This is a genomic window from Enterobacter sp. Li2LvB3, assembly GCF_056156645.1.
In genome coordinates this window covers 99,482-111,456 of the sequence record NZ_JBSICG010000012.1, presented here as the reverse complement: position 1 = coordinate 111,456, position 11,975 = coordinate 99,482, and the positions used below count along the sequence as shown (strand labels likewise).

At 52.5% G+C, this 11,975-nt stretch carries 12 protein-coding genes; 3 read left to right on the top strand and 9 right to left on the bottom strand.

Annotation, left to right across the window (positions count from 1 at the left end; all coding sequences use genetic code 11):
- Positions 1 to 17: 17 nt before the first annotated feature.
- The 7 genes from ACS603_RS11965 to ACS603_RS11935 all read right to left on the bottom strand — a co-directional run bounded on the left by ACS603_RS11965 (position 18) and on the right by ACS603_RS11935 (position 7,752).
- A complete protein-coding gene (locus ACS603_RS11965; protein ID WP_474944340.1) occupies positions 18 to 260 on the bottom strand; it encodes a hypothetical protein in 243 nt (80 codons plus the stop codon).
- Between the two features lie 49 nt (positions 261 to 309).
- A complete protein-coding gene (locus tag ACS603_RS11960) occupies positions 310 to 588 on the bottom strand; it encodes a hypothetical protein (protein ID WP_474944339.1) in 279 nt (92 codons plus the stop codon).
- 614 nt (positions 589 to 1,202) lie between these two features.
- Positions 1,203 to 2,207 carry a LacI family DNA-binding transcriptional regulator gene (locus tag ACS603_RS11955; protein WP_474944338.1) on the bottom strand — a complete coding sequence of 335 codons (1,005 nt, stop codon included), beginning with the start codon at positions 2,205 to 2,207 and terminating at the stop codon, positions 1,203 to 1,205.
- 30 nt (positions 2,208 to 2,237) lie between these two features.
- Positions 2,238 to 3,638 (bottom strand): sucrose-6-phosphate hydrolase, encoded by a 1,401-nt coding sequence (locus ACS603_RS11950; protein WP_182061222.1) that lies wholly within the window; start codon positions 3,636 to 3,638, stop codon positions 2,238 to 2,240.
- Positions 3,638 to 5,008: a sucrose-specific PTS transporter subunit IIBC gene (locus ACS603_RS11945; protein WP_474944337.1), complete on the bottom strand. Its 1,371-nt coding sequence runs from the start codon at positions 5,006 to 5,008 to the stop codon at positions 3,638 to 3,640. Before ACS603_RS11945 ends, ACS603_RS11950 begins: the two co-directional genes overlap by 1 nt.
- A 137-nt stretch (positions 5,009 to 5,145) precedes the next feature.
- Positions 5,146 to 6,663: a carbohydrate porin gene (locus ACS603_RS11940; protein WP_474944336.1), complete on the bottom strand. Its 1,518-nt coding sequence runs from the start codon at positions 6,661 to 6,663 to the stop codon at positions 5,146 to 5,148.
- 171 nt (positions 6,664 to 6,834) lie between these two features.
- Entirely contained in the window at positions 6,835 to 7,752 is a 918-nt protein-coding gene (locus tag ACS603_RS11935; RefSeq protein WP_315685870.1) for an aminoimidazole riboside kinase, read from the bottom strand.
- Positions 7,753 to 8,002: 250 nt separating this feature from the next.
- Here ACS603_RS11935 and ACS603_RS11930 point away from each other — a divergent pair, with 250 nt between their 5' ends.
- A complete protein-coding gene (locus ACS603_RS11930; RefSeq protein WP_182063583.1) occupies positions 8,003 to 8,584 on the top strand; it encodes a cytochrome b/b6 domain-containing protein in 582 nt (193 codons plus the stop codon).
- Between the two features lie 148 nt (positions 8,585 to 8,732).
- On the opposite strand, the gene ACS603_RS11925 is transcribed toward ACS603_RS11930, so the two are convergent.
- The gene (locus ACS603_RS11925) at positions 8,733 to 9,641 is read right to left on the bottom strand and encodes a cation diffusion facilitator family transporter (protein WP_315685869.1); all 909 of its coding nucleotides are present in this window, start codon (positions 9,639 to 9,641) and stop codon (positions 8,733 to 8,735) included.
- A 157-nt stretch (positions 9,642 to 9,798) separates the two neighbouring features.
- On the opposite strand from ACS603_RS11925, the gene ACS603_RS11920 reads away from it, so the two are divergent.
- On the top strand, positions 9,799 to 10,488 hold the full coding sequence (locus ACS603_RS11920; protein ID WP_182061217.1) for a VIT1/CCC1 transporter family protein: 690 nt from the start codon (positions 9,799 to 9,801) through the stop codon (positions 10,486 to 10,488).
- Between the two features lie 119 nt (positions 10,489 to 10,607).
- Here the strand turns inward: ACS603_RS11920 and ACS603_RS11915 are convergent, their stop codons facing one another.
- Positions 10,608 to 10,817, bottom strand: coding sequence for a YdgH/BhsA/McbA-like domain containing protein (locus ACS603_RS11915; RefSeq protein WP_315685867.1), 210 nt, complete (start codon positions 10,815 to 10,817; stop codon positions 10,608 to 10,610).
- 254 nt (positions 10,818 to 11,071) lie between these two features.
- Here ACS603_RS11915 and ACS603_RS11910 point away from each other — a divergent pair, with 254 nt between their 5' ends.
- Complete coding sequence (locus ACS603_RS11910; RefSeq protein ID WP_474944335.1) at positions 11,072 to 11,965, top strand: PhzF family phenazine biosynthesis protein; 894 nt, start codon at positions 11,072 to 11,074, stop codon at positions 11,963 to 11,965.
- Positions 11,966 to 11,975: the final 10 nt, after the last annotated feature.

The following is an 11,975-nucleotide window of genomic DNA, read 5'->3' as shown; positions in this document are numbered from 1 at the left end:
TGAAATAAGCAGACATGCTATCGCTTGCACAGAATATGCAACTCTTTACGGTTAAATCCGCCGTCTTTAGATAAGTCCTGGTATCCGCCAGGGCAAACCTCATTGGCTTTTGAGTAGCAAATATCCCAGCCGGTTGCCGCTCCGCACTGAATATCGTATTCACTGGAGCCGTCAGGACGTTTGATTTCCTGCGAAGTTGAACAGGCCGCAAGCAGCAGTGTACCTGCTAGTGCCAGCAGTTTATTTGGTGCATTCATCATTAATTTCTCAGACAGTTTTGTTGGTATCGTTATTCAAGCGTGACTTGCTTTATTCGCTCTCTTTGTTGAGGGCGTTGAACGCATATTTCACACCCAGATACGAAACAACGCCCAGACCGCCGACAACGGCTACTCCAGCCAGCATCGAGCCACAACCCAGGGCGGCGAGTCCAGTAGTCATCCCCACAGCAGATACGCCCGTTTCACCCGCGAGGGCTACCGCCGCTACAGGTACCCCAGCACTGGCTGCGCCTGCCATAACGTCTTCTGCCAGCTCTGCGGCTGTTTCGGTGGTTTTGTTCCAAATCTCTTCAATGCAATACATCATCACTTTATCTCGCGGTTGAGCACTTTCGGTTAAATGAGTAAGACCGGGCTATTACCCGTTCAGGAGTCGAAACATCGTAGGCTTTCTGGTCTGCATTTGCAGTTTGTATACATTTAAAATGGGGAGGATCTGCCTGGATATTGTTCTGTGTCAATTTCGTCAGTTCAGCAAGAGAGGAGTAAAGCTAATTAATTACATTATAATCACTATTATAAGACTATTGGTTAGCATCAATTTAAACTTGAGCACCACTCCGCGGAATCGAAGGAGACTTCTGAAATTACCATGGAGATCAGTGCCAGCTTACTCTGCTTGCCGGGCCGCTTTCTGAATAGTTGATTTCATTGCGGTTAAAATCGGCGACTAGCCCTATATCCCTGCTTGATAACTTTGTATACGCAGGAAAACTGAAGGCAGGTGACCAAAGCCAAAATGACTCTGAGGTGTCTGTTAAACCCGTGGCGATTCAGAGCCTTTAATGGGCAATTGGTAAATGCCTGACTCGAGATAACCTTTGAATAACGACTGCTTCACCCGCCAGGGTTACCGCTTGACTGGCCGCATTTTTATTTTATGAATCTCAACAGAACCCTTGATTTAAAAACGTTTGGCAATCACCGATGGCGGATTTGCAGTGTCGCAGGCAGGTAGCGCTGAAGCGGCTCGGGCGTATTGCCATCAATCAGCTGGCTTATCAGGTCGTAGCAGTGCCAGGCCAACTGACGGTTGTCCTGCTGCACGGTATCAATACGCAGCGACAGCGAATCGTAGAGATAGTGATCGTCAAAGCTCGCCAGATGGATATCGGAATCGAGCAAATTGTGCTGACTCATATAGCGCAGCACCCCTTCCAGTAGTCCGCAGGCAGCGGTAAACAGCGCCTTTGGCGGCCGACCGAGACGGGCGCAAAGAGCGGCGAACATCTCGTAGCCGGAGCTGGGATGATAGTTGCCGTTGATCACCCATTCCGGGCGCAGTTCGATACCCGCCTGGGCCAGACCCTGCGTAAAGCCCGCCAGTCGGTCGCGTGACGGCGATAGCCGCGGCTGGCCGCCTAAAAACCAGAATTCATCACTATGCTGAGGTGCGATACGGGAAATTAGATCTGCTGTCGGGGTAATCGAATCGGTCATGATCAGTGGCAGGGCGCTTTCATTGGGGCAGCGGTCAAACAGAACCACCGGCAGCTGGTTGCTGAGCTTCAGATAATCGGCGTCATTATGCATGCAGGAGGCGACGATCAGCCCGTCAACCTGACGGGCAATCATATTGTTCACCACCATGCTCTCCTGAGCGGGATTTTCATCAGTACAGGAGATAAGCAGCTGAACGCCTGCCTCGCGGCACAGCGTCTCAAGCTCGTGGGAAAAGACCGCAAAACCGTAGTTGGTGATCTCCGGTACCACCAGCCCGATGGTGTGGCTGCGGTTATCACGTAAGGAGCGGGCATGAATGCTCGGCTGATAATGATGCTCGCGGGCAATCGCCTGCACACGCTCGCGAGTTTCCTGCGCCACGCGCAGCTCCTTGCCACGCCCGCTCATCACCAGGCTGGCGGTTGCTTTGGAAACGCCAGCCAGTTCGGCGATATCTTTAATGGTTACGCGTTTGGTTTTCATTACGACGCCATGAGCCTGAAAGCAAAACGCTTATTCTACCATGCATCGTCGCAGCGGCCAGTAGCAGAATGCTTCAGGTGTGATGCCGGAGAACATTAGCTGCGCCGGATAGTCCGGGAAATACCGGCTGCTCATGACGCCTTCACCGTCGTTGATGAAGATTTCTACGCTCGACTGGTCGATAAAAATCCGCAGCGAGCGAACTTCACCGCGCCAGTAGCGATAGTGGGTTTCATCACTGGCGAGGCTGCGTCGCGCCAGACGGATACCGCTGGCATCGCGCTCGAGGGTTAACGCACCACCAAAATCGATGTGTAACGCATCGTCACGGGCGGTTTCCAGGGATATTTCCATCGGCTCCAGCGGCAGGGCGCTGTCCTGCCAGCCGCGTGCTTCGCCACGCAGGGCAGTGAGTTCGCGCAGCGGGCGCTGACAGAGCTGACCGTCGATAAACTCCAGCTCGCGCAGGCAGGTCATCTGATGGATCCAACCGTTAGCCAGCGTCGGCTGAAGCATTTCTTCGCCGTCGGGGACACCCATCCAGCCGACTAACAGACGGCGGCCATCGCTGGCCTGCATGGTTTGTGGGGCGTAGAACTCGAACCCGGCGTCCAGCTCGTGCAGTTCGCCGTGTTTGAAAGCAGCGCGGTCGTAGTCGAAATCGCCGCTCATCCACACTGCCGGGTAGGTGTTGAGATAGCGCTCTTTCTCGCGGGTAATCCCTTGCGGGCAGCAAATCAGGACATGCTGGTCGCCAAGCGCAAACAGGTCCGGGCACTCCCACATATAGCCTGCGTCGTCCAGGCCATTGATAGCGTAACCGGCGATTTCGCCTTCATTATTCCACTGATGCAGGTTCGCGGAGCTGAACAACAGCACCTTGCCGCGCTTTTGCAGATCCTGTGCGCCCAGCACCATGTACCAGCGACCTTCATGCTGCCAGACTTTTGGGTCGCGCACATGGCCGGTATAGCCCTCCGGTAGCGGTAATGCCGGGCCGAGCTTAGTAAACGTGCCGTTGGCATTTTCCGTCGCCAGACACTGCCACGCGGTTCGGCTGCCGTCGTCAAATTTGACGTTGCCGGTATAGCACAGGGTGAGGGTACCCAGGTTTACCACTGCGCTGCCGGAGTAGCAGCCGTTACGGTCATACTCTTCATCGGGCATTAGTGCGATTGGCTCATGTTGCCAGTGCAGCAGATCGGCAGAGCTCCAGTGCCCCCAGCACTTGAACTTATGATCGCAGGCGAGCGGGTTCCACTGATAGAACAGGTGATAACGTCCGGCAAATTCAACAAAGCCGTTGGGATCGTTCATCAGCCCGGTCACCGGCGCATGGTGCCAGCGGGGATAGTGGCTGTCGGCCAGCGCGCGCGGCTGGCCCTGCATAACAGCCTGCAAAATCGCAGGCTGGCGTGATGGAAGTGACATTATTCAGCGTCCGTTTTGTATTTCAGTACCAGGGAGACGACAAAGGCGACGCCAAAGGCGATAACCATCCCGATAATGTAGTTCAGCAGTGAGCTGGCCTGCACGATAGCCATGCCAGGGATAGCCGTCAGGCCTACCGCGGTCATGTAAACATGCATGGATACCACCCACGCGCCGCCCACCGCGCCGCCGATCAGGGCTGCGATAAACGGTTTTACAAAGCGTAAGTTAATACCAAAAATCGCCGCTTCGGTGATGCCGAGCATGGCAGAAAACGCCGAGGGCAGGGTAATGGCTTTGATTTTTGCATCTTTAGTTTTAAACCATACCGCCAGACAAGCTCCGCCCTGAGCGACGTTGGCCATCGCCCAAATCGGCAGCAGGAAGTTGACGCCAATGGACGGGTTGCCCAGCAGCCCGGCTTCGATGGCATGGAAGCTGTGGTGAATACCGGTAATAACAATAACCGAATAGAGACCGCCAAACAGCAGTCCGGCCAGCCACCCTGCATGGATAATCAGGGTGCTGAGGACTAACGAAATACCGTCGCCGAGCGCGCGACCGGCCGGGCCAATAATCAGCAGAGCGATAAAACCGGAAATGATCACCGTCAGGAACGGCGTCAGGATCAGATCCAGTGCATCCGGGATAACGCGACGCAGCTGTTTCTCAACCATGCTCATAAACCACACTGCCAGCAGCACCGGGAACACCGTTCCCTGATAGCCAATCATGGCAATCTCAAGGCCGAAGAAGTTCATGGTGTGGAAACCCGCGGCCACACCCCAGGCGTTGGTGAGCGCCGGGTGAGTCAGAATGCCGCCAAGCGTCGCACCAAGATAGGGGTTACCGCCGAATTCGCGGGCGGCGGTGAAGCCAATCAGGATCGGCAGAATAATAAACGCCGCCGAGCTGCACATATCCAGCATGATGTAGATGGCGTTGCCCGGGTCGACCCAGCCGTAAGTTTTGACCATCCCCAGAAGGCCCATCAACAGACCGGAGGCGACGATAGCCGGGATGATCGGCACAAAGATATTCGACAGCAGGCGGGCGATGCGCTGGAAAGGATTCAGTTTTTTCGCCGCAATGTCAGCTGCTTCCGATTTGCTGGACTCGCCAATCCCTGCCGCCTGGATAAAGGCGGCGTAGACTTTATTCACCACCCCGGTGCCGAAGATAATCTGCATCTGTCCGGCGTTACGGAAACAGCCCTTAACACCATCAATTTTGCCAATGGCCTGCTGATCTGCCAGTGAATCATCGGCCAGCACCAGGCGCAGGCGTGTGGCGCAGTGCGCGGCGCTGGCAATATTGTCCTTGCCTCCCAGAAGCGGAAGCAGCGAGTGGGAAATCTGTTCAAAATCCATAGTACCCTCTGAATGCGTATTGATTTTCGAGTTGTCGCCTCGTGATAGCCGGGGCGCATTCTCTTCGTTGTTATTGTGTCCGGGGCGACGAAACATACTTTGTCGCCCCGGCGGTTACTGTTATCAGGTGTTAACCGTTAAAACCAGGTTTCCATCTGCATCCCGAACGACCATTCGCCGCCCGATTTAAAACCACTGCTGCCCAGTGCGTCATCGCTGGCGTAATTATTGAGTTTTTTGCTCCAGTCCATCCATGAGGTGTAAAGGCGGATTTCAGGACGACTGAAGAAATCACCGATGTCGCCAACCTTAAAGGTCGGGGCGAAGGTGAGCTTGTAGAAGCTACCGTTTACCGCATGGCGATCGTTATAACCTTCAGGCTTGAGGTCCATATACTGGTAGCTGCCTTCATAAGCGAGGGCGAAGTTCTGATTGATCTCCTGGATCAGGCGCATGTTGAGGGTTGCCCACTGGTAGCTGTCGCCATCGACATAACGATCTTTACTGGTTTGTGCCAGTATCGCCGGGGCGATAAACCAGTTCTTGCTAATTGGCGTGGTGCCGTAGCTGGCGAAGCGCCAGGTGTTGGCCCCCGAGCGTAACGCACCATCGGAGCCGACACCTTTAACTTCTGCACCCAGGCCGTGACCGTAGAGCAGGGCGGTTTTGCTGGCGCCTTCACGCAGGCCGTAAAAACTGTCGTTGTGCAACCCGAGCAGCGTATGTACCCCGGTATTTGCCGCATCGCCTTTGACCGGATTACCGTTGGTATCCTGGCGTTCGTCGTTGTCTTTGGCCCGCATCCCGCTGACCATCACCTGCACAGGACCAATGAAATTGTTCATGCTGACGATGTAGTTCTGCACACTGTTGCTCGAATCAGCAATATCACCGAAGTTACGTCCGTACAGAGAGAAGTTGCTTCGAATGCTGTCGTTCCACCTGACATCGTAAATACCGCCGCCGGTACCGGCGAGGAACACGACATCCGAGTCGATCCAGTGAATATCAAAGTTGTCGCGGTCAAAGCGTTTCCCGGCCCACAGGGTGGAGCCTTTAAACGGCCCGTCGAAGGTCGGTAAGTTACCCAGCTCGACAAAGGCCTGACGAACGTTCAAATCACTGGTGCTCGCCGTCCAGTCGTTATAAGTAGTTTGACCGTCCGCGACCATGACTTTGAAGCGGGTCGTCGCCCCATTATCCAGGGTCTGCTTATGTTCAAGATTCATTTCGACATAGGTATCGGCCTGGTTTCCCAGACGACCGATAGCCCCGCCGGTTTCCCCTGCTGGCGTCATGTAGGCCCCGGATTTGGTGCTGGCACCGGAGTCATTCATTATCACGCCAGAGCGGGCGTAGCCGTGGAACTCAAACCCGCTTTTCTCATCGGCTTTTTTCTCCAGTTTGGCAGTACGCTGAGCCACTTCCTGAGTACTGTCCTGGGTTTTTTGCTGCTGAGTGGTGAGCTGCTGAACTTTTTTCTCTGCAGAATCGGCGCGGGTTTCTGCCGTTTGCGCTCTGTTTTCTGCATCCTGCAGGCGTTTTTCCAGCGCAATTAAACGGGCTTCGATACTGCTGAGATCCGTTTGTGCATGGGCTGAGGCTGCGCCGGTTAGCAAAGCGATGAGAACCGCGAGTGTGCTTTTTCTGAACATATAGATTGCATCCCAAAAGAAAAATTTAAAATTGTGTGTTTTTGCTAAACCGGTTTAGTTGCTATGTTAAGCATGACATTTAACATTTTGAAATTGATTTTGCTAAACCGGTTTAATAAGTGTGATGGATGCAACAAAGTGGACCGCGCGTGGCGGCCTTTAGGATCAAAACTAGCGATGTAGATCGCGCTGGTATGGCAGGGCAGTCATCGCGCCTTTCGCCATTGTTGCCAGGGCGCCGCAGGTTTGCGCGAGAGTAAGTGTTGGTTCCAGCGCATTGATATTCGTCGGCATTCCGTTGGCAGCAAGGCTTGCGAGCAGGCCGGCTACAAAAGCATCGCCCGCGCCGGTGGTATCCACGCTGACAACCGGCTTAGCGCTGAGATGGGTAAACTGTTGCTGGAATGCGGCGATGACGCCCGCTTTGCCCTGGGTCACCAGCAGTAATTCAGGCTGATAGCGCTCGGTAATGCTGGCGATCCCCAGTGCGATATCATCACTGCCACTGATGAATATCAGCTCTTCTTCAGACAGTTTCACCACGTTTGCCAGACGCAGTGCGCGATCGAGACAGCTGTGCAGCAGGTCCTGATCCTGCCAGAGATCCAGGCGGATATTAGGGTCAAAACTCACCCGGCCACCGGCACGTTTGATTTTTTCCATCGCGGTAAAAGTGGTGCTGCGGCTGGGTTCTGCGCTAAGGGCAATAGAGCAGACGTGCAGCCACTGGTTGGCGCTAAACTCCGGCAGGTCTTCTTCTGCCAGGAACAGATCCGCGCTGGGACGCACCATAAAGGTAAAATTTCGTTCTCCCTGTTCGTCAAGGTCGACAACCACAGTGGAGGTGCGATGCTGACCGTCAAGGCGCATATGGCTGACATCAACCTGCTCCTGTTGCAGGGTGTTGCGCATAAAACGACCAAACGGATCGTCGCCCACGCGTCCGATAAACCCGCTGTTACCGCCAAGGCGAGCAACGCCTACCGCTACGTTAGCCGGTGCACCGCCGGGACACTGTAGCAGGCGGCCCTCACTTTCCGGCAACAGGTCTACCACCGCGTCGCCCAGAACCCAGATTTTTGCATTCATGTTGGTATTTCCCCTCTCATTGCTAAACTAAATTAAACCGGTTTAGCTTATTAAAGCACAGGGATAAAGTAAGTGAAATGCCATGAGCCGAAAAGTGCGAGTCAGGGCAAAAGAGGGAACTGACAGGGAGACGCTGTTGGCGATTGTTCCAATGTTTAAAGCAGAATACATCTCTGTGAGACGTTAAGGTTTCGTTAATTAATAGACATGATACTAATAAGGTCAAATCCACTAACCGAATGGTCAAATGATGAACGAACAATTACGAAATGCACTTCCTCACAAAGACACTCCCTTTCTCCGTGTGCTGCATATTATCGTAGCTGTACTGGTTTTATTGCAGATCATCAATTCTAATCTTACAGAAAGCGAGGCGCTTAGCGATTTATCACTGACCGGTTTCGTCACCTGGTTCCATGTTATCTCCGGATTAGCACTGATTGTTCTTGGTCTTGTCATGCTTGGATGGATGCTGAAGCAACGAGGATTTCGTTACTATTTTGCCTGGCTGACCCTTGATTTTCGGGGGGTGATTGAAGACGTTAAAATGCTATTTTCATTCCGTCTACCTGAAGCCCATGCTGGTGGAATAGCGGCATTGATCCAGGGGCTTGGCGTGCTGGCATTGTTGGGCGTTGCAGCGTGCGGTGGGGCGTGGTTCGCACTAAATACCCTTTACGGGCCATCATCTGCGCTGGCAGAAAGTGTGCTGCATTTACATAAGTTTCTGACGGTATTTATTGAGACTTATTTCTGGGCTCATGGGGCGATGGGTTTGCTTCATATATTCCTCACCGCCCGCAGCCAAAGGAAAAATCCCGTTACCGAGTAAAGCGGTTGAGATGATTATGGAAAAGGTACGCTGTAGTGGCGGGCTAAACTGACTTCTACAGCGTTATTATTGGGTGCCAGAATGTATCAATCGGCCGCGTTGTTCCAACGGAGGGAAGAATAACCCTCCATTAACTACGGCCAGTATCCTAAATACCAAAATCCGGTTCTTTTACGGAAAATGGATCGATATGCACCATAACATTCAGGACATCGTTATTTTTTAACACCCGTTCCCGTGCAGCAATCGCAATATCATGTCCATCCCTGACGGATAAGTTTTCCGGAACTTCCAGATGAACGTCGACCAGGATCAGATCTCCCGCCTTACGCGTTTTAAGGTCATGGAGCCCGGCAACACCAGGCGTTGAGAGAAGAATAGCTTTTATTTCATGCTCTTTTTCCTGATCGGCAGAGCGGTCCATCAGGTCGTGCAATGCATCAGAAGCAAATGAGTAACCCATACGTAATATCAGGACTCCGACCACAAACGCAGCAACAGGATCAAACCAGGGATATCCAGCCAGAGTCCCGATAATGCCAATCGCTACAACGACCGATGATGCTGCGTCAGAACGGGCATGCCATGCATTTGCCACAAGGAGTGAGGACTGAACACGGTTGGCAACACTGAGCATGTACCTGAAAAGCGATTCTTTTACGATGAGCGCTGTTAGTGCCACCCAGAGCGCGGCCGAATGAACTTCAGAAAGCTGCTCAGGATGCATCAATTTCCCGATTGCAGACCACAACATTCCGGCACCCACGGCCACCAGCAGCATTCCCAGAATCATCGACGCGCCGTTTTCGTAGCGCCAGTGCCCATAATGGTGATCATTGTCTGAAGGTTTACGGCTTTTTTTATTGGCAAACAATACAACAAAATCAGCTATTAAATCGGAAAGAGAATGAATCCCATCAGCAATTAACCCTTGTGAACCTGAAAATAAACCCGTCAGGATCTGTGTAAAGGATAAGAAGAAATTTACAACGACGCTAATTAACGTGCTTTTTTTCGCAGCAACTGAACGTTCATGATATTTATTATCATTTCGCATAAAATATTCCAAATAAACAAAAAGCCAAATTATGGGCTAAACTTATTCAATATTAATGCAATGGAAAGAACAAATAAATACAATATCTGTTAATGCAGTTTTTATATATCCGCAATGCCAGTGATATTCATTATCTAATTCACAGGAAAACAGAAACATGCATCTTGAACGACACAGTATTGAAAGCGTTGGATGGCTAAGGGCCGCCGTGCTGGGGGCAAATGACGGTATTGTGTCGACAGCAAGCCTTGTCCTTGGCGTCGCGTCGGCAAATACAGGTCCCTCTGGCGTTTTACTGGCGGGGGTTGCTGGCCTGGTTGCGGGAGCGATGTCGATGGCGACAGGGGAGTATGTTTCTGTTTCATCACAGGCGGATACAGAAAACGCCGCTCTGGCGCAGGAACAAAAGGAACTGGAAACAGATTATCAGGGCGAGGTGCGGGAGCTTACGACACTGTATATACAACGTGGGGTAGAGCCGGCACTCGCTCACCAGGTTGCAGAGCAATTAATGGTGAAGGATGCACTGGATGCTCATGCCCGGGAAGAGCTCGGGCTAACAGGCACGAATTCTGCGCGGCCGCTACAGGCAGCCCTCTTTTCAGCACTGAGTTTTTCTGCCGGTGCGGTGTTACCTTTATTGGTTGCCTGGCTAGCACCCGCAACGCGGGTTTCTGTGTTTATTATCCTGTCTACCCTTTGTTCGCTGGCTGCGCTGGGGTATATCTCTTCGGTTGTCAGCAAAGCGTCTCCTGTCAGGGCGATCATCAGAATTACTTTCTGGAGCACTATGGCAATGGTTTTGTCGATGGGGGTTGGGCATCTCGCCGGACGCGCGTTGCTTTAAAAACCCGTTTAATTCTCAGGAGAGAACCTGATAATAAACGCAAAAAAGCCCCCGAGGGGGCTAAAGGGTTTTGCTACAAAGAGATGAAAGGGGCGATATTTCGGCAACCCCTGATCCTCTTATTTGGTCAGTTCAGCTGTCATATGAACGCGGTTATTAAACTGAGCGCTGGTAATTTTGTATGACGCACCCTGTTCAGCTGCTTGTGCGGCAATTTTGGCTTCTGCACGATCCAGGGTGGATGCATTGGCGCTGATGCTCTGCGCGAAAGCACCGAAAGACATCAGAGAAAGAGCGGTAACTACAACTAAAGTTTTGATGGTTTTCATGGTCGTATTCCTAAGTTATTTTGTTCTGTATGGGGCTGTATTGCCCTGATGTGATAAATAATAGGACGAACATGAAGTGATTAAAATCGAAACAATTTGCTTACATCGTTCAAAAAAATAGAATGATTTTAATGATTCGTAAATCCACCACATATCGGAATTCCGTAACTGCCTGCTTTGAGTAAAAAATACCTTTCTGGGGTTTGACTGTGTAATGATGAAGTGGCGCTGCCTCATTGACTTCAGGACCAATAATGAAAAGACGTTATGCCATTGCTGATGTTTTTACCGATACCCCTTTTCTCGGCAATCCCGTTGCCGTTGTTTTAGATGCTGAAGGTATGAGCACCGAACAGATGCAACGGATTGCGGTTGAGTTCGGCTACAGCGAAACAACGTTCGTTCTGCCTCCTGATAAGGAGGTAAACACTGCGCGAGTCAGGATTTTTACCCCCTCGCGTGAAATTCCTTTCGCCGGGCATCCCAATATAGGCACTGCCTATGTACTGGCGCAGTATGCCGCTCAGGGAGGTGACGTGGTGCCTGAAACCCTGCGGTTCGAAGAAATTGCCGGACTGGTCCCGATTACGATCCTGAAAGAAGACGGCAAGATTGCGGGTGCCCAACTGCTTGTACCCGAAGCATTATCCTGCCGCTCTGAGGTGAGTCCTGCAAAAGTCGCCGCCTGCCTGTCTCTGGGCGTAGAGGAGATCAGCACCAAAACGCATAAGCCGCTTGTCGCCTCGGTGGGGCTGCCATTCCTGGTGGTGGAGCTGGCATCACGCGATGCGTTGCGTAAGTGTGTGCCAAATTTACAGGGATTCCGGGATCTCCTGCCGCTTGATGGGGCGGTCTCTGTTTATGCCTGGGCCGCAGAAACCGATCCCGACGCGCCATGCGATCTTCACGCGCGGATGTTTACGCCGCGTATGACCGAAGACCCGGCAACGGGCAGCGCAACCGCCGCCGTTACGGCCCTGCTGGCAACGCTTTGGGATAAAACGACGCTTGCTCTGCACATCCGTCAGGGCGTGGATATGGGGCGCGCAAGCTCGCTATATACCCACTACGATGCGACGTCCGGTGAGCCGCTGGTCAGCGTGGGGGGCAAGAGCGTTATTACCATGGAAGGCACATTTAGCCTCTGACCCAAAAAGG

Coding starts and splice junctions, on each gene's coding strand:
- ACS603_RS11925 (WP_315685869.1), bottom strand. CDS start 9,641: ATGCGAAATGATAATAAATATCATGAACGTTCAGTTGCTGCGAAAAAA.
- ACS603_RS11935 (WP_315685870.1), bottom strand. CDS start 7,752: ATGAATGCAAAAATCTGGGTTCTGGGCGACGCGGTGGTAGACCTGTTG.
- ACS603_RS11965 (WP_474944340.1), bottom strand. CDS start 260: ATGATGAATGCACCAAATAAACTGCTGGCACTAGCAGGTACACTGCTG.
- ACS603_RS11945 (WP_474944337.1), bottom strand. CDS start 5,008: ATGGATTTTGAACAGATTTCCCACTCGCTGCTTCCGCTTCTGGGAGGC.
- ACS603_RS11955 (WP_474944338.1), bottom strand. CDS start 2,207: ATGAAAACCAAACGCGTAACCATTAAAGATATCGCCGAACTGGCTGGC.
- ACS603_RS11930 (WP_182063583.1), top strand. CDS start 8,003: ATGAACGAACAATTACGAAATGCACTTCCTCACAAAGACACTCCCTTT.
- ACS603_RS11940 (WP_474944336.1), bottom strand. CDS start 6,663: ATGTTCAGAAAAAGCACACTCGCGGTTCTCATCGCTTTGCTAACCGGC.
- ACS603_RS11920 (WP_182061217.1), top strand. CDS start 9,799: ATGCATCTTGAACGACACAGTATTGAAAGCGTTGGATGGCTAAGGGCC.
- ACS603_RS11915 (WP_315685867.1), bottom strand. CDS start 10,817: ATGAAAACCATCAAAACTTTAGTTGTAGTTACCGCTCTTTCTCTGATG.
- ACS603_RS11910 (WP_474944335.1), top strand. CDS start 11,072: ATGAAAAGACGTTATGCCATTGCTGATGTTTTTACCGATACCCCTTTT.
- ACS603_RS11960 (WP_474944339.1), bottom strand. CDS start 588: ATGATGTATTGCATTGAAGAGATTTGGAACAAAACCACCGAAACAGCC.
- ACS603_RS11950 (WP_182061222.1), bottom strand. CDS start 3,638: ATGTCACTTCCATCACGCCAGCCTGCGATTTTGCAGGCTGTTATGCAG.